Genomic DNA, 22,761 nt, shown 5'->3' on the forward strand with positions numbered 1-22,761 from the left:
CTCCTATGCATTCAATATTTTTTCAGCCAATTGTTTGCCAAGATCTATATAATTTTCTTTGTTTCCACTTATATCTTTTTTAATTAGTTTCTGTCCCACTTGAAATATTCCTATTATATTCATTATATTTCCTTCTAATTCTGCATAGGCCCCTATAGTCGAGTGGCAATCTCCACCTAAAGTTCTCATAAAACTTCTTTCTGCTTCTACACATATTCTAGCTTCTTCACATTCAAGCTTTTTAAACACTTCTCCATTTATACTATTTTTCTTAACTTCAATTCCTAAGGCTCCCTGTCCTACTGCTGGAATTATTCCATCTACTGCAAAATAATCAGTAATTATATTTTCCATGTCCAATCTCTTAAGACCTGCAGCGGCTAGTATTATTCCATCTAGATTTTCTCTTTCTATTTTATCTATTCTAGTTTGAACATTTCCTCTTATAGGCACTATTTCTAAATCTGGTCTTAAAAGCTTAAGTTGAGCAGCCCTTCTGTTACTGCTTGTACCTACTCTTGCTCCTTTTCGCAATTCTGTAAAATATACTCCATTCATAGAAACAAATACATCTCTTACATCTTCTCTTACAGGTATTGCAACTATTTCAAACATCTCAGGCACTTCAAATGGTACGTCTTTCATACTGTGAACTGCTGCATCTGCTTCTTCTTCAAGAAGAGCCATTTCAATTTCTTTGACAAAAAGGCCTTTCCCACCTATCTTGTTTAATGCTACATCAAGTCTTTTATCCCCAATAGTCTCTATAAGAAGTTTTTCACTATCTATATTATAGTTTTCTTTTAAAAGCTTCATTATGCTTTCTGTTTGAACCTGGGCCAACCTACTTCTACGGGTTGCAATTCTTAGCTTCAAAATTAATCCCACCTTTTTATTTGTTAGTCCTTAAACAATTGAGTATTTGGATAAAACATTTGAAATACACTCTTTGCCATCCCCTTGTTGTAAAAGAATAGGAAATCCTCAGAGCATATAAAATTCATTATTTCATTCTTATTTTCAAAATCCTTTATACTGTTTCTTATAAAAGCTGTAAATGTCACAAAATCATCATATTTTTCTAATTGATTTTTTATCTTATCAGCTAAAAAAACTGAAGTTTTAGGACTGAAATCATTTATATTAATTCCTAAGGTAATATTTTTAGTACTTCTTTGACAAGTTGTGATACATAGCCCCTTTTTGGGCATGCTGCAATCTATATATAGTTTATAAAATTCTTCACAGTGATTTCTTATATTTTGATTTGTCTCTTCGCAGTTAGTAGCAATTATTACTATATGCTTATCGCTTATGTACTGCTTGCTGTATTCGCCCTTAATACATTTTAAATTTGGGTAACCGCTTAGTTCATTAAATTCCTGAGTAAACTCTTTTGAAATTACCCATACTCTGCAGCCTTTTTTAACAAAAGTTCTAGACTTAGTTAACGCTGCTCTTCCGCCTCCTACGATAAGCACGTTTATTTTTGGGGATATTAATGATACCATTGTATAGTCTATTCTACCACGTAAAATATCTTCTTTATTATTCTCATACAATCGTCTACACGCCCCTTTAACTGCTCTTCTTTCAATACATCTATTGCCCTGTTAATAAAAGCATCTGACGTACTTTTCAGAAGTATTTCTGCAAGCTTATCAGCATCTTTTGTATTTCTTTTGTTTTTAAAAGTTTTATATCTTTCTTTGTAAACTCTTTCTCCGCACTTTTTTAGCTTAACTATTTCCGGAGAAATATCCTGTATTTTTTGCCACTCACAAAACTCATTAATGTATTTATCTAAAATAGACCTATTATTCTCCATTATTTCTTTTCTTTTTCTTCTGTTTTCATCATCAATGGAGCTAACCTTATCAATATCATATAATATTATATTATCTAAACACTGAACCTCTATCTCTACATCTCTTGGAACGGCTAAATCGAAGATAAGTAACGGTTTTTGTGGTAAGTTATCTTTCTTTATTACACAATGAGGCGCTGAGGTACAGGATATTATTGAATCAACCTCTTCGTAGTATTTTACTCTATCCTCAAAAGAAATAACCTTTACTCTTTTATCTTCTATGTCAACAACATTAGGATTTCTAACAGCTATATAAAGCACTTCAAAAGAACCAGATAAAATGTATTTTGCTGTTAGCTGACCAACTTCACCAAAGCCCAATATCATAAACTTTCTTGCACCATGCTTTCGACTTTCAGCCACCGCTATTGATGAAGAGGAAACAGGTATTTTATAAAGACTTGATTCAGTTCTAAATTCTTTTCCACAGGTTACAGCTGCTTGAAAAAGTCTCTGTAACTCCTTATTAATAGACTTAGCCTGCAAAGCTGTTTCATAAGCATCTTTTACCTGGCCTAAAATTTGATCTTCACCTAAAATTAGAGATTGAAATCCACATACCACATCCATGATATGCCTTACAACTTCTTTTCCCTTGTAATGAAAAGTGTAGTTAACTAAATCTTTATTCCAATTCAATACTTCAAAAATATCATTTACAATGCTTTCATCAGTTCTAGCGGAATTAAAATAAATCTCCGTTCTATTGCAGGTGCTTATTATTACGACTTCATCACAAACCTTATTTAATCTTCTTACATAGTCTTCACAACGCTTTTGTATTATTGAAAACTTTTCTCTCACTTCTAATTTAACGTCACTTTTCAGACCTATAAGTTGTATCATTTCACCATCTCCATTAAATCTACTATAATCTAGTTAAATTTGTAATATATCTACTTAAACAATATAGAATTATTATTAAATGTATAAATCGCTAGCGTCAGTGTTATAGTATATAAACATACAGCTCCTAATCTAAAAAATGAAAAATTAAATTCCTTTGCTAAGTATGGAGTATATCCTCTATATCCTCTACTATCGATTCCATCTTTTATGCTTTTCCATCTATTCATTGTATTTATAAATAACAGACCAGCCATCTTTCCTGTATTTCTAATTCTTAATTTAAATCCATCAAATCCGCCTCTAGATTTTATTGAATTATAAAGTATATAGTATTCTTCATCTATTACTACTAAAAATCTTTCCATACTCTTAGTTATATCACATAAGTCTTTTAACCAATTGTGCTTAGATAATATCAATAAAACATCATCTATTGGGGTGGTTAAAGAAAAAAAGGATAGGCACAAGCCTGCTGATAAGCTTTTGAGCAAAATAATAGCACAGTAGCTTAACCCATAATCAAACACAAAAGTTATAGAAGAAAATGCAGCAAATGCTCCTATCTCCAACGTAAACTTTGTTACTATTTTTCTATTATTTTTACTATATGCATGTAATATTATAAAAACTATTATGTTTAATATTATTGGAACAGCACTATGTGAAAAACCTATTGCCGCAATAGGAAATATGCTTAACAGCATCTTTTCGCCAGGATGAATATCGGAAAGCTTACTGATTTTTGACAGAGCCATTATCAGTTTTAGCATTTTTCTTCCTTCCTATATAATACCCTATAAATCCTGCACCTATAGCAGCCTGAAGTGCAAAAAGAAAACTTTCTATTTCACCTGACGGCGGCTGCCACACACTACTGGCCCAAGGCTTATAATTTTTATCTACCTGATTTATAGTAGTTTCTATTTTTTCATCTGCTCCCCCAAAGCTTCCGCCTCTCATACTTCCAATAATAAAAGATAAACTCATTAAAACTATACATAAAAGGATTAGCAAAATATTTTTTTTCTTCAATACACTACACCTCACTTAAATCCTTTAATTCTTTAGATGAGTAATTTTCTATAAATTCGAATATCACTACTGTTAAAATACCTTCAATTATAGCAAGAGGTATTTGAGTTATTGCAAATATAGAGAAAAACTTTATGAAGGATATTAAAACTCCTCCGGTCTTAGCAGGAAAAGCTAAGGCTAACTGTACAGATGTAGTTAAATATGTTGCTAAATCTCCAAACATTGCCGCTAAAAATACAGCCATTTTTTTATTTTTCCCTTTAACAACTTTAAAAATTAAGTAAGATACTATTGGCCCTACAATTCCCATTGAGAACACATTTGCTCCTAAAGTTGTTATTCCTCCATGTGCTAAAAGCAGAGCCTGAAATATAAGAACCAAAAGCCCTATAACTGACATTACAAAAGGTCCGAACAATATTGCTCCAAGACCTGTTCCTGTAGGATGTGAACAACTTCCTGTAACAGATGGTATCTTCATGGCTGATAGTATAAAAGCGTAAGCAGCTACAAGGCCTAGAAGCATCTTTATATCCTTGTTTTTGGCGGTTTTCTTTTTTATATGCTTTAATCCCATAATAATAAAAGGTACAGATAAAACAAAATATACACCACACCATAAAGGTGGTAAAAATCCTTCTGATATATGCATTGCATATACACTAGTAGTTAAGCTTATAATTAATGCTAGGGTCATAAGTATCGTATATTTTTTCTTCATTTATATTCCCCCATATTTTTGATAATTAATTTAAATTTTTAATGATCTTAAGGTTTTTATAAGCAGTTCATTACATACTCTATCTTTTATAGCAAACCTTACATAATCTTTGTCCAATCCCATGAAGTTATCACATTTTCTTATAACGACTCCTTTGTCTAAGCATAGATTATATAAACTATTACAATCTAATTCTTGAAGCTTACACAAAATAAAATTACTATATGTATTATATACTCTTTCAATAAAAGCCAGACTTTTCAGCTCTTCAGTGATGAATTCTCTTTCTACTTCAACCCACTCCAATGACTTTTCTATATATTCCTTGTCACTCAAAGAATATTTTGCTGCAATTTCAGCAAAGCAATTTACATTCCAGGGGTTTTGTTTACTTTCTATTTTTTTTATCATTTCCTTATCTGCTGATATTCCATATCCTAGCCTTATTCCAGGCATAGCATAAAATTTTGTTAAAGCCTTTATTATAAATATACAACTATAACTTTCCGCTTCTTTTAAAAAACTAAATCCTCTTTTTCCTGTGAATTCAATAAAAGCCTCATCAATAATAATTTTTTTATTATTCTTCTCACAATAATCCATAATTTTTTTAAATTTATTCCTATCTATTACTGAACCATTGGGATTATTAGGATTTCCTATAACTAAAGCCTCTGTTTCCTTAAGCTTTAAATATATATCATCATAATCATACTCTAAATCCTTTGTTAAAAAGGAGTACTTTATATCACATCCCCATTTTAAAGCGCTTTTTTCATACTCTACAAATGATGGCACCGTCAAACATACACTTTTAAAGCAGCTTATTGACAAATCTATAATCTCTGCTGCTCCGTTTCCTAGTACTATACTATCTTCATATAATTTTGAGTCTACCCTTTCTATATGAGTTAACTCATTTCCAAAATAATCTTTACTAAATTTTATATAATCCACAATATAACCTTTCAGCTTCCTATATTGTATGTCTGGATATCTTTCCACAGAGTCCAAAGCTTCTTCTATATGATTTTTAAAGCTTTTTGGCACCCCAAGAGGGTTTATATTCGAGCTAAAATCAATTAATTTCTTGCCTTTGAACAAACCTTCTGTATAAACATCTCCTCCATGCTCCAATGTAATCACTTCCTGTATACTTATTTTTATTTTACGAATTACAACCTAGTATCATTAAAATTCCTAGTATGTACATTACAACCATCAGTATTTCTGCAGCATACATAAGTTTTATGCAGTCATTTATATGCTCAAAACTTAGTTCTAGCTTTTTATCCCCAATTGTTGGCTTGTATACAACTTCTCCGAAATAAATATTTGTACCTCCAAGTTGTATTCTCATAGCTCCTGCTGCAGCTCCTTCTGGATAAGCACAATTAGGACTTTTATGATTTTTTCTATCTCTTATCATTATTTTAAAACTTTCAATTGGATTTCCCTTTACAATAAAGGCAACTATACAGATAAGTAACCCTGTAAGCCTTGCAGGTATAAGGTTAGCTACATCATCTACCTTTGCTGGAAAGAATCCAATGTGTTTATACTTTTCATTCATATATCCAAGCATTGAGTCCATTGTGTTAATAGCTTTATACATCATTGCTAATGGAGCTCCTCCAATTATGGCATAAAATAACGGAGCAATTACTCCATCTGCTGCATTTTCTGCTACTGTCTCTACATCCGCTCTTATTATTTCTTTATCACCAAGACTCTTGGTATCTCTTCCAACTATATATGAAAGTTTTATTCTGGCATCTTCTAAGTCATTGTTCTTTAATGCATAGTACACTTTTTTAGCTTCGCTGCTCAAACACTTAGCTGCAAGGGTAGTCCATATTATCATCACATTTAAAACATGATATAACCATAAAACATGTTTTGTTATGGCAAGTATAAAAAATGGAATGATAAAGCTTATAAGTGCAACTACTACTACAATAAGACCTCCAAAAGCTTTAATGCCAGCGTCAGTTTTGCACAGCTTTCTTCCCTTTTTTTCTAAATAAGCTATGAGTTTGCCTATATAAATAATTGGATGCGGAAACCAATGAGGATCTCCAATTATCCAATCTATTAGTATGGCTAACAATATGTCTAAAACATTGGTCATAAGGAAAGATGTAATCAAAATTTCTCACCTCAAAAATTATTTATTTATTCCCATTACTTCGTAAATTTTATTAATATCCAAGCTTTCCCTAACAATGTCAGCAAGCTTATCTAACTCTTTTTCTCTAAGGCTTTCATAGGTGCTTGACTTTTTAACCTCTAATTCTTTTGATACCCTTATTTTATTTAAAATATATTCTCTAAAATCTACTCCATCAAAGATTCCATGTATATAAGTTCCCATAATATTTCCTTCTTCATTTATAGCCCCATCATTAAGCTCAACCTTTTCACCGTTTTTATCCATAATTTTAAATAAAGGTTTTGCATTTTTACCATAATTGCATATTCCCATATGAATTTCATAGCCATAAATATTTAGTTTTCTATTTTCCTTTGACTCCTCATTCTTATACACATTAAACTTTTCTATACTTTCAGCATTTACTCTTGTAGTTACTTTTTCTTCTTCAAACACAGTTTCTACATCTAGTACTCCCATACCTTCTGTCTCTTTTACATCTGTTTCTACACCATAAGGATCCTTTAGAACTTTTCCAAGTATTTGATAGCCACCACATATCCCAATAAGTAATCCAGTTTTACTATAATCCTTTATAGCTTTTTCCAATCCACATGCTCTTAATTTAAGCAAATCTTCAATAGTATTCTTGCTTCCTGGAATAATAACAAGATCAGGATGTCCTAGTTCTTCTACGGAAGTTACAAATCTTACCGAAACATCTTCCTCACTTTTTAAAGCATCTAAGTCAGTAAAATTTGAAATGTGAGGCAACTTAATTACAGCAATATCAATATTACCTGTAATTTTAGTATTAAATTCTACTGCTCCATCTTCATCTTCTAATGCCAGGTTGAAATGCGGAACTACCCCCATACAGGTCACTTTTATAATATCTTCTAGCATAGTAAGGCCTGGTTTTAATATCTCCACATCTCCTCTAAATTTATTAATTATAGTACCTTTAACTCTAGCTCTTTCTTCTTCAGTAAATAAAAGCATTGTACCAGCAAGTGATGCAAAAACCCCACCCTTATCTATATCACCAGCTATAATTACAGGTGCATCAACTAGTTCCGCCATACCCATGTTTACTATGTCTCTGTCTCTTAAGTTTATTTCTGCAGGACTTCCTGCACCTTCCATTACTATTATATCAAATTTTTGTTCCATACTTTCAAAATGATCTTTTAACATATCTCTAAATTCTAATTTCATATTATGATATTCCATAGCTGTGCTATTTCCATAAACCTTACCATTAACTATGATTTGGCACTTTTTATCTGACGTAGGCTTCAAAAGTATAGGATTCATATATGCTTCTGGTTGAAGACCTGCAGCATATGCTTGGAGTACTTGAGCACGTCCCATTTCTTTGCCATCTAAAGTTATGTATGAATTTAACGACATATTTTGAGCTTTAAACGGGCAAACTGAATATCCATCCTGCTTAAAGATTCTGCATAACGCCGTCACTAGTATACTTTTTCCTACAGAAGATCCAGTTCCTTGAATCATTATTTTTGCCATAAATATATATCCCCCTCTTGTATATATAAATTCCGCTTTATCAATTGTACATTAATTGCTAAATCATTTTTACATGAAATTACATATAAGCATTTTTTTCAAAAGTTTAAGCAGCAAACTTACAAAGTTTGCTGCTTTTAACATAAAAAAACCGGCTTAAGCCGGAAGTGATCATATTAAAAGTACTTTCCCTCCGAAAGCTTATACTACTCACATCTAGGCAGGTCTCCTGGCTCATGAATCATTCTCGCCTTCACCTTCCTCTTATGAAGAGTGGCATGCTGAAGGTTCGTCATCAATTACAGTAGCGGGGGCTGCTGCGGACTTTAACCGCATTCCCTTTTCACCTTTTAAAAGGCACCTAAACTCGTAATATTTATTTTTCAATTTTAGTTTATTATAGCCCAACATATATGTCAATAATATCTATTTGTAATATGTAGCCATAATAACTTATAAAAATAACCTCAGCAATGTCTAATGCCTTTTTTCTCACTTTATGTTATTTTCTATTAAAAAACTATTATCATTAATTACAATATCATAATCATCATCTCTTATAATACTATGATCCTCAGCAAACACTAACACTCTCTTAAAGATACCTTGTACATATTCAAAATCATGAGTAGAACAAATTATAGTTTTTCCACTATTATTTAGTTTAATCATAAGCTCTCTCAAGAACTTTTTTCCCTTTGGATCAATTGCATTCATAGGTTCATCTAAAATTAAAACCTCTGGATTTAAAGCAAGTACAGCAGCTATAGCAACTCTCTTTTTCTCTCCACCACTTAAGTTATATGGCTCTCTATCTTTTAGATCTTCAATATCAAGAAGTCTCAAACAGTCACAAACTCTTCTATCTACTTCCTTATCATCCATTCCCATTTGTCTTGGTCCAAAGGCTATTTCATCGTAAACATTTGAACAAAAAAGTTGTGCATCGGAATTTTGAAATACAAATCCCACTTTTTTATGAAAAAGCTTACTAAAATTACTATTCTCCATTTTCTTCTTATCTATTTCTTCACTATTAAAATAATACTTTCCTTTTGTCGCAAATATTATTCCATTTAATAACTTCAAAAAAGTAGATTTTCCACTTCCATTTGGACCTATTAAAGCAATTGATTCTCCTTCTTTAATATCCACGTTTATATTTTTTAACACTTCTGCATCTTTGTACTTAAAAATAATATCTTTAATTTGAATCATAATATCACATCCTAGCAAAATAAAAATACAGCAATATAACAAGCATATTGACAGAACCATATATCAAGTCTTTAGTACCAACTTTTGAATTTGTATAAGATGAATATTCTCCTGTAAACCCCCTACATTCCATAGCTGAATACATTTCGTCACCCATTTCTTTTGACTTTAAAAAAAGATTACCCATTATTCTGGTTACAGATGAATATTTATTATCATTTTTTCCAATAGATCTTAACCTTAATGCATAAAACATTTCTAATGAGAATTCACCTAAAATGTATATATATTTTATAGTAATATCAAAAACTAATATAAATACATCTGGTATAAAGAAAAGCTTTAGTGCCTTTGTTATGTCGTGCCATTTAGTAGTATAAGATAGTATATTAACAATAACTATAGTACCAATTACCTTTGTAATTAATAAAATACTATTTTTTACATTCCCCATTATTATTGAAGGTGTAAGCATTACTAACGTAAATAAGGGAACAACTAAACTTATAGATAAAACCTTTTTTATGTCTTCTACATCTAATAAACTTAAAATTAATAGAAAATATACATCTACTAAAAGTATATATGTAAGGTTTTTTGACATTGATAAAAATATTATATTTAAAACTGTAAATAAAACCTTTACAACACTATTAATATTATATATAAAACCATTATTAATCTTAGAGCTTCTCTTTATTAAGGATAACACATGAAGTATAGAAAATATACTTTTATCTATAAACTTGTCCTCATCATTTTGTGGTACATAGTTATCTTTTTTAAAAAGCCATTCCTCCATAAATCACACCTGCACATTCTATGTATTTAAATATAAGTAAAAAAATAATCTCACAAAAACATCACTATTATACCAATAATTTCTAAATAATTAAAATAAAAAATACTTTTCTGTTAAAAATATGTCATAATCAATTACTTATTTTCACGGGTTCATATTTTTATTTAATACCTATGCATTGTCTGAAAATAGCATAAAACTCAAATCATTAATTTATAACAAAACATATTAAGCTTTTATTTAAGTATATCCTAAACTTAAATATTTTGAAAGGATTTTACATCATTTTGTAGAATATATGTAGAATATATAACAATATGAATTTTCACTTAAGAAGGAGGTTGAAATGTCTAACTCATATTATTCCTCTTTTATGAAAAACAATAGTATAAGTTATCCTAGTAATATGCTTGAAAATATTATAGAGAATATCCCTGTTGGTATTATGGTTTTAAACAGCAACTTTGATATCATTCTTTGGAATTCTGTTCAAGAATCTATAACTAGTATTCATCGTAAAGATATTATTGGAAAAAACTTTTTTAATGAGTTTTCCTATTTATTTAATCCTATAGCAAGTAGATTAAAGATTATTTTTTCTTCTAAGGAAACAATAGTTCTAAATCGATTTCCTTTCTATACTGATAATACAAACTTGCTGATTAAATATTTTAATATAAAAATTAATGTTATAAATAATGTAGATGGTTTTAATGGAGTGATGTTTTCAACAGAGGATTGTACAAAATTAGAAAATGTAGAAGATAAATTGTATGAGAATAAAGAAACAGTAAAAGCTATATTTGATTCTACTGCTGAAGGGATTTTAGTGCTAGATTCAACTGGAAAAGTAGTCAATTATAATAAATACATAAAAAACATCATGGAAATCTACGATAATCCTATAGATAAAAATGATATTCTTGAGTTTGTTATAAATAAAGTTAAAAACTCAGAAGATATAAAATATAAGATTAAACAAGTGTTTAACACTAAAAGAAAATTTTTCACTTTAATTGAACTAAAAGACGGAAGGATATTTGAAAGTCTTTCCAGTCCATTAATAAAAAACAATACACTAATCGGAAGGCTATACAGTTTTCGTGATGTAACAAAGCAAAAGCTAGATGAAAAATTATTAAGAGAAAGTGAAAACTACTATAGGAAGCTTATAGAGTTTCTTCCTGCAAGCATATTATTACATATAGATAACAAAATAGTTTTTGCAAATAACGCTACTGCAAAAATGTTAGGTTTAGATTCTCCTACCGAACTTATAGGAAAAGAGATATTTGATTTTATTAGTAAGGATTTTCATGAGTTAACTAGAGAAAAAACTAATATCGTACAAGCTTATAAACAATTCACTCCTTTAATTGAAGAAGAATTCATAAAAAAAGATGGTTCTATTATAAATGTTCAGGTAGTCAGCGGTCTTTTCCCATACAAAGGAAACATAGCATCCCTTGTAGTTGCTCAAGATATAAGTCAAAATAAAAAAGCTGCAGAGTTACAGGAAAAATTTAAAGAAAATACTAGACTGCTTCGAGAAGCTAGAGAATTTGATAAAATAAAAACTGAATTCTTTGCAAATATTTCACACGAGTTAAGAACTCCTTTAAATGTTATTTTAAGCGCCCTGCAAATATTGAATCCAGATAGTAATATAAGCCTCACAAAAGAAAAATCAGTAACATATCTAAATACAATGAAACAGAATTGTTTTAGATTACTAAGACTTGTTAATAATCTAATTGATATAACAAAAATAGATTCTGGGTACTTCGAAATACACCTTTCTAATCATAACATTGTAAGTATAGTAGAAGATATTACCTTATCAGTTGCTAAATATACCGAACATAAATCTATAACACTTATCTTTGACACTGATATAGAAGAGAAACTTATTGCATGTGACCCCGATAAAATAGAAAGAATTATTTTAAACCTCATATCCAATTCCGTAAAATTCACAGAACCAGGAGGAGAAATACTTGTAACAGTACATGATGCTGTAGATAATATAGTAATTTCCGTAAGAGATACTGGTATTGGAATCCCTGAAAATAAGCTATCTATAATATTCGAAAGATTTAGACAGGTAGATAAATCACTAACAAGAAACCATGAAGGCAGCGGCATAGGTTTATCTTTAGTGAAGTCATTAGTTGAACTTCATGATGGCGAAATTTTCGTCAAGAGCACTTATGGACAAGGTACAGAATTTATAGTAAAGTTGCCTGCAATTCTTACAGAAGATGATGATATGAGCAGCAAAAATGTATATACCCCCAAAAATTATGTTGAAAGAATAAATATAGAGTTTTCTGATATATATTCATAAAACTATTAGAATGTATATAGCTTTACTTTTATATGTTAAACTACATACATTCTACTTCTTGTTTTTATTTCCAGAAGCCAAAAATATGAATACCAATACCACCACTAAAGTTAACAGTATTGCAATTATGCTGCACATTATTATTAATAATTTTATCATTTAAATCATCTCCAAATAAAAGTTTAAAAACAATCTATACCACAAAATACATACCATGGTCCCACTCCTACTGCTGTTCCGTTTTTTTGTTCTTCTATTAGAAAATCTTTCACATTACTTTTGGAAACTAATATGACTTCTATCTCCTCTTCTGCCTCCAAATGCTGAACTGGTTTTTTATTTTCTTTTAAGTTTTCGTCAACTTCTATAGTAACTAATCGAACGGTATCAGCTAACAATGCAGCATTAGAGTATAAAATAGGACTTATACTTTTTACAGTTCCAAGATAACCTGTTTCCTCTTTTAACTCTCTTAACGCCTCTTCTTCTAAACTTTCTCCTTCTATCAACCCAGCTGGAAAACCTAAGATATAATTATTTATGGCTGGTCTATATTGCTTTATAAATACATATCTGTCGGATGGAACTAATTTAGCTATTATAATTGCAGTTTTATTAGTATTAGTTCTTTCTATACTTTCCCATCTTATTTCTTCTCCATTTTTAGCTGTATATGCAGTTTCCTTTAAAGCTATCCATTTACCTTTATATAAAATTTTTTCTTCAATACTTTTCATATGTATACCTCCATTAGTTATCATATCTATGAGTTAGAAAACTATTTTAATCCTTAGTAGTTATTTAAAAATTCGCCTACTTAGTATTTACTAAAATTATAGCATAATACTGAGTATATATTCAGTTAAATTCGTTGCTTGAATAAAAAAATACTGTTAAAACTAATTTTATTAGTTTTAACAGTATTCTACCCTAAAATACTTTTACCCATAGTTGAAGATATATAATTCTCACTTCTGTAGGGAAATTAATTTTTTGCTTTGTTTCCCACACAAAGTCTATTCAAATCTTAAAGCCTCAATTGGATTTAGTTTAGAAGCTTTATTCGCGGGATACATACCAAATACTATTCCGACAAGTACAGAAAATAAGAAAGCAACAGCAACAACATTATTTGATATTGTAATATCCATTTTTAAGTAGTTATTTCCAATGTACGCAAAGGCATACCCAAATAGCACACCAAGCATTCCACCTATGCCACTTATACTTCCTGCTTCAATTAAAAATTGCGTGAGTATATTCTCCCGTTTAGCTCCTATAGCTTTTCTAATACCAATTTCTTTTGTTCTTTCAATAACAGATACCAGCATTATATTCATTATACCAATGCCACCTACAACTAGTGAAATTCCTGCTATTCCAGACAACATTGCTGTCATGCTATCATTTGCTTGATTAGATGTTTCCAATAAGCTTGTTTGGTCAAATATTCTATAACTTTTTGTATCATTATTATACTTTTTGTTTAAGAATAATTGTAAATATCCCATTGCTTCACTTACACTATCCTTGTCTGATGCTTCAATATAAAAAGTTCTAATATCTCTGCTTTTCAATATTCTTTGCGCTGTTGTTAGTGGGACTATTATCCTGTCATCTCCTGAATTTCCGCCGCTTCCTCCTTGTGCCTGTAAGACTCCAATTATATTAAAGTTGTATCCATTTATGTTTATAGTTTCTCCTACAACATTTCTACTACCAAAAAGTTCATCTGCTACAGTAACACCTATTACGGCTACTTTGAATCTGTTGTCCAAATCATTTTGTTCAATAAATCTTCCGCTATCTACATTGAGTTTTCTGATTGTAGAATAATTAGGAGTACTAGCTTCCATAGTAGTGGTTGCGGTTTTATCACCGCCTTTAATGTTTATATTGCCTTGATTTAGCACTGGTGCTATATCCTTTACCCCTGGCTTTTTCTTTAATTCTTCTAGCTCGCTAGTAGATACAGCCTTATTTCTGTTACCTACTATATTTACCGTTATAAGATTAGTTCCCAATTTTTCTATTTGCGAAGCAACCTTTTGCTTAGTACCTTCTCCCATGCCTACTAAAACTATAACAGAAGAAATTCCTATTATTATCCCAAGCATAGTCAAAAGAGACCTTATCTTATTTGATAGTATAGAAAAAAACGCCATCTTCATTATACTCGTGAATTTCATCTCTACTATTCTCTCCTTTAAGGATTTTTAATAATTCTTATTGTATTCCTATCATTTATAAGTTCAACTATGATTTGGATAAGGTATAAGCCACATCTGAATCAATCTTTACCTCATCTGATGCTATAGTTCCGTCACTTATTGTTATTACTCTTTTTGCTTGTGCTGCAATATCCCTATCATGAGTTATAAGAACTATTGTATTACCTTCATTATTTAATTGTTTAAGAATTTCTAAAACCTCTTTGCCAGTTTTACTATCTAATGCCCCTGTAGGCTCATCAGCTAGTATCATTTCTGGCCTAGTAACCAATGCTCTTGCTATAGCAACTCTTTGCATTTGACCACCGGAAAGTTCAGAGGGCTTATGTTTTATATGGTTTCCAAGTCCTATTTTCTGCAATCTCTCAATTGATCTTTGTTTTGCTTCTTTATCATTAATTCCTTGGTATATTAACGGTAACTGTACATTATCCAATATACTTAGCTTAGGTAGAAGGTTATAATTTTGAAATATAAAGCCTATTTTTTTATTTCTTATTTCTGCCAATTTACCATCGCTACAATTAGTATCTATTCCATCTAACATATATTGTCCTGAAGATGCCTTATCAAGACATCCTATAATATTCATTAATGTGGATTTACCTGCACCTGAAGGCCCTACAATAGATACAAATTCACCTTTATTTATAGTTAAGTTAACATCATAAAGTGCTTTAAATTCATTACTTCCTGCCTTGTACACTTTACTGATATCCTTCATTTCAATTACAGCACAACTCAAATTTATCCCTCATTTCTAAATATGGATATAAACAACTACATCCTTTAACTTACCTAGTAATTTAATGTAGTTACCTATATTAGTTTCTACCACCGCCACCTGAAGTTCTAGCGGCTCCATTTCCAGTCCCTCCGAATCCGCCATTCATTCCATTCATTCCACTTCTCATCATATTTTGGTTACTGTTATTTGACTGTGGAAATTGTATTATCACTGTTTCATTTTCAGAAAGTCCACTAATTATTTCAACCATATTCTGATTTTGTATTCCGGTTTGTACAGCAACAAGTTTTCCTGGAATGCTTGCTGAATTTCTATTTGTACTATTCTGTCCCGATGAATTATTTCTTGATTGATTATTGTTGCCTGTGCTAGAATTCCCATTTTTAGATTGAGAACTATTATTTTCACTACTATTAGTATCATTATTACGTTGAACATTACTACTTCCCTTGCTAGTAATGCCATTACTTGAAGTATTACTCTGAACAATTACATATTTTTTGCCATTTCTTTCTGTAACAGCTTCCGTTGGTATAGCTAGTACATTTGTTTTCTCTTCAACGGCAATGGTTGCATTGACATTCATTCCTACCTTTAATCGCTCTGAGTTATCTAATGATAATGTAACATCATAAGTAGTAACATTATTAGTCGTCTTTCCAACTTGAGAAACCTTTTCTACATGTCCTGTATATGTTTTATCTTTTATATCATCTACCTTTATAGTCGCATTTTCTCCCACTTTTACTTTATCTATATCCATTTCATCTATTGGTACTACTATTTGTAAATTGGATGGGTTTATAATAGCAGCTATAAGTTTAGTGTTATCAACATAATCACCTTGTTTTATGTTTAAAGTTGATATAATTCCATCCTTTGGACATATTATTGAAGTTTTTGCTAAATTATTTTGTTGAGTGTTCAAATCATTTTGAAGCTGTTGTATTTGTAACTTTATTGCTTCCATATTGTTTTTTATAGTTGAATCATCAAGTTTAAATAGAGTATCTCCTTTTTTTACAGTGCTACCTGCTGATACATATACTTGTGAGATTTTTCCTGACTGTGGAAAAGGTATAGGTATTTCTAGTGATCCATCACTACCTGCAGTAATTACAGCTAAGCCACCATATGCTGGTTTAAGAGAAGCTACATCATCTCCAGAAGCAGCAAATACTGATTTTACGGTTCCGTCAATAGGAGCTTTTATGTATAAATTATCCAAAGTAATTTCAAGATTTTTCAAGTCTAGAGTTTTTTGAGCTATATTGTTTTTGTCTGTATCTATGTTTTTCTGTGAAGTCGTATCGTCGATTCTACAAAACAAATCACCACTTTTAACAGTATCCCCTAGTTTAAAAGGTAATTGTTGTACAATACCGCCATTAGAAGAATAAATATCTGTTTCTTCAGCTGAAGTAACCGTTCCTGTTCCTTCAACAGTTACTGCTATATCTGACCTTTTAACCTTAGCTGTTGCAAATTTAGCTGTAGTAGTTGTTTTACTGCTTGTATACTTTTTATAACCGTAATATGATGCTGATCCAACTACAGTTACTACAAGTAGAGCTATTAAGATTTTTTTTATTTTGGTAGCTTGCATAAATTCATCCCTTCCCTTATAAGCATTTTATATTTAAATATTAAGTAAACATTTTTTTAAAATTTTTTAAACATACTCTTAAATATATATCTATTGCTTGACATCTTAGTGTCAAACTTATTAACATTTTGTAAACAAATAAAAAACCTGCTTAGCTTCTATAAAGAAACTAAACAGGATTCTATAGCTTTATTTCTGTTTACATTGAAATTCCTTTATTACTTTCAGATCTTTTAATGTACATATAAACTGGGAACCCAACTAAAGTAACTCCAAGCCCAAATAATGCATTAGCAGTTCCAGTTAAAAGAGTACTTATAACAACATATAGCGCTCCAACTATGCCTATTATAGGAACCACGGGATATAATGGAACCTTATATGAATCTTGTGGTATAAGGTGTTTGAAATTCTTTCTTAATTTAAATACACCCGCTATGCCAAGTATAAAAAATAACCATATAACAAATACTGCTAAGTCAGTTAAAGTATCAAAAGATCCAGATAAAGCATATATACAAGCTAGTATGCTTTCAAATATAAGTGCATTAGCAGGAATAGCTTGCCTTTCAGTTAACTTTCTAAAGAAGCTTTTAAATACAAATATATTATCTATAGCCATTGCATAAGGTATTCTTGCACCAGTCATTATAAATGCGCTTAAGCATCCAGTTATAGAAATTAAAATACCTGCTGCAATAAGCTTTTCTCCTACTGGCCCAAATAGTATAACAGCTGCATCGGAAGCCGCTTTTTTAGACGCAGCAACATCAGCTACTGACATTGTATTAATTATTGCTAAATTAACACCTAAGTATGCTATAGTAATAATAGTCAAGCCTATGACTATAGCTTTTGGTAAATCTTTAGCAGGATTTTTCATTTCTTCAGCCATATTAGCTACTGCAACCCATCCTTCATAAGCAAACAGAACTCCTAAGAGCGCAGCCCCAAAACCTGCTCCAGTACTGGCTGAAGTTGTCATTGGAGTAAATTCATGAACTTTTCCCATAGCAAAACCACATACAATAATTACAGCTATAGGTATAAGCTTTCCAATAGTAAATACTGCCGCAAATTTTGCTCCAAACTTAGTAGAAATAAGATTTACAATAGTAAGAAATATAATGAGTCCTATAGCTACTGCCTTTTGGCCTGCTGGAGATAAATCTATAAAGCTTGTACATTGCGTCGCAAAAACTACTGCTAAGGCTGCTGACATCCCTGGATAGTATACAAGTGTTTGTACCCAACCAAGTAAAAATGCATATTTTTCCCCATATAATTCTCTTAAGTAAACAAATAATCCACCTGCTTTAGGAATAGCGGAACCTATTTCAGCAATAGTAAGCGCCCCAGCTACCGTTATTATACATCCAACTACCCAAGCAAGAATTCCAAGCCCTGGTGCTCCAGAATTTTTGAATACAGATGATGGCTTAAAGAAAACACCACTTCCGATAACTATACCAACTACAAGCAGTGTAGCCTGCATGAGATTAATCTCTCTTTTTAGAATCGGCGTATTTTCTTTTCCCTCCATAAACAATTCCCCCTTTTCATTAATATATTTTATAGGATTCCACCGCTAATACGTTGGAATCCTATACATACTACTTAATTTCTATCCTCAATTCTTTTAAAGTTTCAATGACAAATTCTCTACTTGATCTTGTGTCCTCCATTAAGAACTGTATATCTTCTTCATTTGCACTTGTTGCCCCTACATGTTTTGCAGCATTTTTAATATATGATTTTCTTAATTTATTCATATCTGCGAACCTAGTTTTTATATGTGCTGGATGCTCTGGAAGAATTATATTTATCCCTGCTTTTTCCTCATCACTATTACCAAATTTAATTTCTATTCCATTAGCTTTGGCAAATGATAATTGTGGTAATGGATGTTTTCCTGCTCCAGTATATTCGGTTTCCTGAACTACTATAACTTTGTCTTCATCTAATTCTCTAGCTAAAGCAAAAGCCGCTGTTAAGGATGTGTTTCCTGCTGGTCCTCTTTCCATTCCCTCTAAATTAGCTAAAACCTCTGTCATATAGAACACTTCTCCTTGTTTAACATTTAAAAATTCTTCCATATATCTTAATGTTCTTGCTGCACTTCTTGGAACATCAGAATGATCTGGATTAGTTGCATAAGGAACGCCAAACCCGGTATGACCAGTTGTAAAGGATTTCTTATTAAAATCTTTATCAGAAGCCATATGTAGCCCTGATAAATCAACACTTGCTCCATAAACTCTTGTATTCACTGCTCCTGCTTTTATAAGTCCTCTAGCAGTTCCGGTTAAGTTTCCGCCACCTGCTTGAGTTGCAATAACGTAGTCTGGATCTCTTCCTAGCATTTCCCTACACTGCATTGCTATTTCATAACCAAGAGACTCAACACCTGCTATTCCATAGTTAGAATAAAGAGATGCATTAAAATATCCTGTTTCTTCTAACACTCTTAGATAAGTGTAAAAAAGTTCTGGTCCCACAGATAGCTGGATTACCTCTGCTCCTAAGGATTCGCACTTTCTCTGCTTTTCCAATATCTCTGGTTGTCCAACTTTCTTTGAATCATAACACTCCTGTACAATTATACATTTTAAGTTTCTCATTGCTGCTTGTGACGCAACAGCTGCACCGTAGTTTCCACTGGTTGAAGCAGCAATTCCTTTATATCCTAGCTTTTTAGCTTGATATGCCGAAATTGATGCTCTTCTATCTTTGAAACTTCCCGATGGATTACATTGCTCATCTTTTACAAATATTCTTGCTCCTTTACCTTTTTCAGCAGTCTTTCTCGCTAAAGTAGTTAGGTTTTTCAACTCCAAAAGAGGTGTATTCCCAACACCTACCTCTCTCTGTATTTTTATTATATCTTCTAACGTATATCCAATGTCATTCATCATTTTTTCATAATCGAAAGCAATTCCGCCAGATTCGTATTTTGAATAATCAACACCTGTTGCATTTTTTATTATTTCTGTATTTCTTCCAATAACAGCTGAATAACTATTATCTTTAACCATTAGTCTTCACCTTCCTTCAAAATACTTCTAACTTGTATGCCAACCCTTAAAAGTTCTGGAACATATTCATCTCCAAAGCTATGAATATATTTTGGATTAACTTCAACAAGTTCTCCTTTCACTTGTCTTCCAGTTAAAGTTGTTAAAGAAACTATATCTCCAAAATTAGAGTCATCATTTAAAAATCCCTTTACCCACATTTCAAGTGGAACCTTCTTCGTGTCTTCTGGAATCTTCCCCGTTCTTTCTTCAGCCTTTAATACTATGCTGTGGATTTGGACCCAATCACCTTTCTTTGCTTTTACCCCCATGTAAAATTCCCCTCTCTATTTTTTGTTTTTAACAAACCTATACAACATGTATTTATTTTTTGTTTTCCTAAATACACATTATATGCTTATGAGAAATTACCCCATTTATTACAATTAACCACAAATGCAACTATAGTTCAATAGTTTCCAGTAAAAAAATTTACACAAATGAAATTTTATAAAAATACCCCTTCAAAATTCTCAAAATAAACTTAAATCTATTTTTATATTAAAAGTAATTTTATAATCATATGTTTAATTATGTAGAGATAATTATTAAGATTAATCAGGTTGCTTTATGCTAGCAGAAATAGGTTTCCTATAAGGGAGGTAGGCTATGAATTTTTCACAAAGAGAAAAAAATTTTTCCTTATGCTTGTCAGTTTTTTTTATAGTTGTCTTATTCATTTTTAGCGTTAAAATATATTTCCATAAACTTATTAATAATAAATCATTCAATTTTAATCCTAATCTATCTTCAGAGTTTAACTCAGGCCTACTGATTAGTTTTAGAAATGACTTAGATAAGGATATAAGCACTTATAGAACTTTATGGATTACACCTGATAGTAGTAATAATTTAAAAATTATAAATGAAATAAATTTTGTTGTCGTTCCTCATAAGAATAGCCTTTGGAAAATTGAGCCTGTTAGATATAACTTCACAAATACAAAGGACTATATTGAATATCTTGTAGCCCATGATTTTGGAGATGGATACACTCCTGAAACCTTCCAGTACAAATTCAGCACCTATAGAAACAAACTAACTTTTGTTGATAAGAATTACGTTGGAGTTTCTACATATATAATTTCACATGATGGTAATAAATTTTACCGTGATAACACCTGTGCTATAGTAGATTTAGAAAATCTGACAAACTATAAAAGTACAAAAAACAGGGTCACTATGAGAGATGTATTTAGTGAAAAATCTATACCTATTATAAACAAATATAGGAATCAAAAAATTAACTTAGGGGAATGTTCCGAAAAAAATGCTATAAATACTACATCCGGCGAATTCTGGAAGATCGGAAGAAAGGACGGTAGGTGGTTGCCTCAAATAGCAAAAACCTTTAAATGCGCTACATATAATGATTATATTTTATACAACACAGAGCTCTATTTACCAGAAAGTGTATCTTCAAATAATGAATTATATACAAGCTACAAGTCTATCGTAAAAACATTGCCTGATACAGAAGATGTAATTTCATCGCCGAACAAAGATATGGTTGGAATATTTACATCTTATAAGCTAACTATATATCCATATTCTAATGGTACTTTTGGTAACCCAGCTCTGGAGCTAGAACTAGGTAAAAACGAAACCATGATTATGGCTCAGTGGGCTAACGAAAAAGAAATCAAAGTGTGGACTGATGCAATAAAAAAATACTGTTCCGAAAATTAATTTTTTCGGAGCAGTATTTTACCAATTTCCTGAAGAACCTCCACCGCCAGAGCTCCCACCGCCAAATCCACCATAGCCTCCCCCACCGGGACCTCCCCCGCCTCTTCCCCTTGGGCCACCGCCCCAAAAAGAATTCCAAAACATTGCATAAAGCAGAAATCTAGTTATTCTAGCTCTATTTAATATGATATCAAAAGCAAAGACTCCTAAGATAATATATATAACAATAGGGTTTATAACTTTCACCTTTTGCTGCTGAGTAACGTTATTAACTTCTCTATTGCCTTGTAAGGTAATATTGTATTCCTTAGCTATATCTTTTGCAAAAATTGAATAAGCATTGCTTAATCCCTCACTATATTTGTTTTCCTTGAAAAGTGGTACTGCTGTATTATTCATAACTCTAGCAGAATATATGTCAGTTATTGTCCCCTCTAGTTCTCTCCCTACTTCTACTCTCCACTTTCTATCATTTACTGATAATAATATTAAAAGACCATTATCCTTACCTTTTTGTCCTATACCCCAAGTTCTAAAAAGTTCATTGGAATAAGATTCTATATCTCTTCCCTCTAATGAGTTTATTATAGCTATAGTCATCTGCGCACCAGTTTTACTTTCTAATTCACTGCCAAGTGATACAATATAGTTTTTAGTATTATCATCAACAATTCCAACATAATCATTTATATATTTTAAATTCGTTGGATTAGGTATATTTGAAGCTCCCTTTATAATATTAGGCGAAGATAAATTAAAAATTAATATAAAGATAAAAAACAATTTAGTTATTTTAAAATTATTTTTTATTTTTTTCATATATGTTTACCTTTTATGTACCTTACACTAGCAAGATTACAGCTTAAATCTCTCTTTGATTCTAAGC

The 22,761-nt window shown here is 31.1% G+C and carries 21 protein-coding genes and 1 riboswitch; of the genes, 2 read left to right on the top strand and 19 right to left on the bottom strand.

Going from position 1 to position 22,761, the window contains the following annotated elements:
- Nucleotides 1-3 precede the first annotated feature (3 nt).
- The 11 genes from hemC to I6U51_RS00480 all read right to left on the bottom strand — a co-directional run bounded on the left by hemC (nucleotide 4) and on the right by I6U51_RS00480 (nucleotide 10,180).
- The gene (gene hemC / locus I6U51_RS00430; RefSeq protein WP_211140632.1) at nucleotides 4-876 is read right to left on the bottom strand and encodes a hydroxymethylbilane synthase; all 873 of its coding nucleotides are present in this window, start codon (nucleotides 874-876) and stop codon (nucleotides 4-6) included.
- Nucleotides 877-899: 23 nt separating this feature from the next.
- Nucleotides 900-1,562, bottom strand: coding sequence for an NAD(P)-dependent oxidoreductase (locus tag I6U51_RS00435; RefSeq protein ID WP_211140633.1), 663 nt, complete (start codon nucleotides 1,560-1,562; stop codon nucleotides 900-902).
- On the bottom strand, nucleotides 1,520-2,716 hold the full coding sequence (gene hemA, locus I6U51_RS00440; protein WP_211140634.1) for a glutamyl-tRNA reductase: 1,197 nt from the start codon (nucleotides 2,714-2,716) through the stop codon (nucleotides 1,520-1,522). Before hemA ends, I6U51_RS00435 begins: the two co-directional genes overlap by 43 nt.
- Before the next feature lie 50 nt (nucleotides 2,717-2,766).
- Nucleotides 2,767-3,489 carry a cobalt ECF transporter T component CbiQ gene (gene cbiQ, locus I6U51_RS00445; RefSeq protein ID WP_425489731.1) on the bottom strand — a complete coding sequence of 241 codons (723 nt, stop codon included), beginning with the start codon at nucleotides 3,487-3,489 and terminating at the stop codon, nucleotides 2,767-2,769.
- On the bottom strand, nucleotides 3,452-3,751 hold the full coding sequence (locus I6U51_RS00450) for an energy-coupling factor ABC transporter substrate-binding protein (protein ID WP_178907457.1): 300 nt from the start codon (nucleotides 3,749-3,751) through the stop codon (nucleotides 3,452-3,454). Before I6U51_RS00450 ends, cbiQ begins: the two co-directional genes overlap by 38 nt.
- A gap of 4 nt (nucleotides 3,752-3,755) precedes the next feature.
- Nucleotides 3,756-4,475, bottom strand: coding sequence for an energy-coupling factor ABC transporter permease (locus tag I6U51_RS00455; RefSeq protein WP_211140635.1), 720 nt, complete (start codon nucleotides 4,473-4,475; stop codon nucleotides 3,756-3,758).
- Nucleotides 4,476-4,505: 30 nt separating this feature from the next.
- Nucleotides 4,506-5,612, bottom strand: coding sequence for a pyridoxal phosphate-dependent aminotransferase (locus tag I6U51_RS00460; protein WP_211140636.1), 1,107 nt, complete (start codon nucleotides 5,610-5,612; stop codon nucleotides 4,506-4,508).
- Between the two features lie 31 nt (nucleotides 5,613-5,643).
- Entirely contained in the window at nucleotides 5,644-6,606 is a 963-nt protein-coding gene (cbiB, locus tag I6U51_RS00465) for an adenosylcobinamide-phosphate synthase CbiB (RefSeq protein WP_211140688.1), read from the bottom strand.
- A gap of 36 nt (nucleotides 6,607-6,642) precedes the next feature.
- Nucleotides 6,643-8,160: a cobyric acid synthase gene (locus I6U51_RS00470; RefSeq protein ID WP_211140637.1), complete on the bottom strand. Its 1,518-nt coding sequence runs from the start codon at nucleotides 8,158-8,160 to the stop codon at nucleotides 6,643-6,645.
- 202 nt (nucleotides 8,161-8,362) lie between these two features.
- Nucleotides 8,363-8,540: riboswitch (cobalamin riboswitch) on the bottom strand.
- A gap of 112 nt (nucleotides 8,541-8,652) precedes the next feature.
- Nucleotides 8,653-9,378 (bottom strand): energy-coupling factor ABC transporter ATP-binding protein, encoded by a 726-nt coding sequence (locus I6U51_RS00475; protein ID WP_211140638.1) that lies wholly within the window; start codon nucleotides 9,376-9,378, stop codon nucleotides 8,653-8,655.
- A gap of 4 nt (nucleotides 9,379-9,382) precedes the next feature.
- The gene (locus I6U51_RS00480; RefSeq protein WP_211140639.1) at nucleotides 9,383-10,180 is read right to left on the bottom strand and encodes an energy-coupling factor transporter transmembrane component T family protein; all 798 of its coding nucleotides are present in this window, start codon (nucleotides 10,178-10,180) and stop codon (nucleotides 9,383-9,385) included.
- Nucleotides 10,181-10,553: 373 nt separating this feature from the next.
- Here I6U51_RS00480 and I6U51_RS00485 point away from each other — a divergent pair, with 373 nt between their 5' ends.
- The gene (locus I6U51_RS00485; protein ID WP_211140640.1) at nucleotides 10,554-12,527 is read left to right on the top strand and encodes a sensor histidine kinase; all 1,974 of its coding nucleotides are present in this window, start codon (nucleotides 10,554-10,556) and stop codon (nucleotides 12,525-12,527) included.
- A 182-nt stretch (nucleotides 12,528-12,709) separates the two neighbouring features.
- Here the strand turns inward: I6U51_RS00485 and I6U51_RS00490 are convergent, their stop codons facing one another.
- From I6U51_RS00490 to ortA, 7 genes are all read right to left on the bottom strand, one after another.
- Entirely contained in the window at nucleotides 12,710-13,264 is a 555-nt protein-coding gene (locus I6U51_RS00490; RefSeq protein WP_211140641.1) for an NUDIX domain-containing protein, read from the bottom strand.
- 279 nt (nucleotides 13,265-13,543) lie between these two features.
- Nucleotides 13,544-14,716, bottom strand: coding sequence for an ABC transporter permease (locus I6U51_RS00495; protein ID WP_211140642.1), 1,173 nt, complete (start codon nucleotides 14,714-14,716; stop codon nucleotides 13,544-13,546).
- A gap of 67 nt (nucleotides 14,717-14,783) precedes the next feature.
- Nucleotides 14,784-15,482, bottom strand: coding sequence for an ABC transporter ATP-binding protein (locus I6U51_RS00500; RefSeq protein WP_211140689.1), 699 nt, complete (start codon nucleotides 15,480-15,482; stop codon nucleotides 14,784-14,786).
- 100 nt (nucleotides 15,483-15,582) lie between these two features.
- Nucleotides 15,583-17,112 (bottom strand): efflux RND transporter periplasmic adaptor subunit, encoded by a 1,530-nt coding sequence (locus tag I6U51_RS00505; RefSeq protein ID WP_211140643.1) that lies wholly within the window; start codon nucleotides 17,110-17,112, stop codon nucleotides 15,583-15,585.
- A gap of 199 nt (nucleotides 17,113-17,311) precedes the next feature.
- Nucleotides 17,312-18,655 (bottom strand): APC family permease, encoded by a 1,344-nt coding sequence (locus I6U51_RS00510; protein WP_211140644.1) that lies wholly within the window; start codon nucleotides 18,653-18,655, stop codon nucleotides 17,312-17,314.
- A gap of 70 nt (nucleotides 18,656-18,725) precedes the next feature.
- Nucleotides 18,726-20,147 (bottom strand): 2-amino-4-oxopentanoate thiolase subunit OrtB, encoded by a 1,422-nt coding sequence (gene ortB, locus I6U51_RS00515; RefSeq protein ID WP_211140645.1) that lies wholly within the window; start codon nucleotides 20,145-20,147, stop codon nucleotides 18,726-18,728.
- Nucleotides 20,147-20,458 carry a 2-amino-4-oxopentanoate thiolase subunit OrtA gene (ortA, locus tag I6U51_RS00520; RefSeq protein ID WP_211140646.1) on the bottom strand — a complete coding sequence of 104 codons (312 nt, stop codon included), beginning with the start codon at nucleotides 20,456-20,458 and terminating at the stop codon, nucleotides 20,147-20,149. The genes ortB and ortA overlap by 1 nt, the downstream gene beginning before the upstream one ends.
- 337 nt (nucleotides 20,459-20,795) lie before the next feature.
- Here ortA and I6U51_RS00525 point away from each other — a divergent pair, with 337 nt between their 5' ends.
- Complete coding sequence (locus I6U51_RS00525) at nucleotides 20,796-21,875, top strand: hypothetical protein (RefSeq protein ID WP_211140647.1); 1,080 nt, start codon at nucleotides 20,796-20,798, stop codon at nucleotides 21,873-21,875.
- Between the two features lie 18 nt (nucleotides 21,876-21,893).
- Here the strand turns inward: I6U51_RS00525 and I6U51_RS00530 are convergent, their stop codons facing one another.
- Nucleotides 21,894-22,694, bottom strand: coding sequence for a TPM domain-containing protein (locus I6U51_RS00530; protein WP_211140648.1), 801 nt, complete (start codon nucleotides 22,692-22,694; stop codon nucleotides 21,894-21,896).
- Nucleotides 22,695-22,761: the final 67 nt, after the last annotated feature.

The sequence above is a fragment of the Clostridium aciditolerans genome (assembly GCF_016316925.1).
Classification (GTDB): Bacteria; Bacillota; Clostridia; order Clostridiales; family Clostridiaceae; genus Clostridium_AM; species Clostridium_AM aciditolerans.

Bases quoted from the DNA above. Each gene is read 5' to 3' on its own strand.
- hemA (WP_211140634.1), bottom strand. From the start codon at position 2,716: ATGATACAACTTATAGGTCTGAAAAGTGACGTTAAATTAGAAGTGAGA.
- cbiQ (WP_425489731.1), bottom strand. From the start codon at position 3,489: ATGCTAAAACTGATAATGGCTCTGTCAAAAATCAGTAAGCTTTCCGAT.
- I6U51_RS00455 (WP_211140635.1), bottom strand. From the start codon at position 4,475: ATGAAGAAAAAATATACGATACTTATGACCCTAGCATTAATTATAAGC.
- cbiB (WP_211140688.1), bottom strand. From the start codon at position 6,606: ATGACCAATGTTTTAGACATATTGTTAGCCATACTAATAGATTGGATA.
- I6U51_RS00470 (WP_211140637.1), bottom strand. From the start codon at position 8,160: ATGGCAAAAATAATGATTCAAGGAACTGGATCTTCTGTAGGAAAAAGT.
- I6U51_RS00475 (WP_211140638.1), bottom strand. From the start codon at position 9,378: ATGATTCAAATTAAAGATATTATTTTTAAGTACAAAGATGCAGAAGTG.
- I6U51_RS00480 (WP_211140639.1), bottom strand. From the start codon at position 10,180: ATGGAGGAATGGCTTTTTAAAAAAGATAACTATGTACCACAAAATGAT.
- I6U51_RS00485 (WP_211140640.1), top strand. From the start codon at position 10,554: ATGAAAAACAATAGTATAAGTTATCCTAGTAATATGCTTGAAAATATT.
- I6U51_RS00490 (WP_211140641.1), bottom strand. From the start codon at position 13,264: ATGAAAAGTATTGAAGAAAAAATTTTATATAAAGGTAAATGGATAGCT.
- I6U51_RS00495 (WP_211140642.1), bottom strand. From the start codon at position 14,716: ATGAAATTCACGAGTATAATGAAGATGGCGTTTTTTTCTATACTATCA.
- I6U51_RS00500 (WP_211140689.1), bottom strand. From the start codon at position 15,482: ATGAAGGATATCAGTAAAGTGTACAAGGCAGGAAGTAATGAATTTAAA.
- I6U51_RS00505 (WP_211140643.1), bottom strand. From the start codon at position 17,112: ATGCAAGCTACCAAAATAAAAAAAATCTTAATAGCTCTACTTGTAGTA.
- I6U51_RS00510 (WP_211140644.1), bottom strand. From the start codon at position 18,655: ATGGAGGGAAAAGAAAATACGCCGATTCTAAAAAGAGAGATTAATCTC.
- ortB (WP_211140645.1), bottom strand. From the start codon at position 20,147: ATGGTTAAAGATAATAGTTATTCAGCTGTTATTGGAAGAAATACAGAA.
- ortA (WP_211140646.1), bottom strand. From the start codon at position 20,458: ATGGGGGTAAAAGCAAAGAAAGGTGATTGGGTCCAAATCCACAGCATA.
- I6U51_RS00525 (WP_211140647.1), top strand. From the start codon at position 20,796: ATGAATTTTTCACAAAGAGAAAAAAATTTTTCCTTATGCTTGTCAGTT.
- I6U51_RS00530 (WP_211140648.1), bottom strand. From the start codon at position 22,694: ATGAAAAAAATAAAAAATAATTTTAAAATAACTAAATTGTTTTTTATC.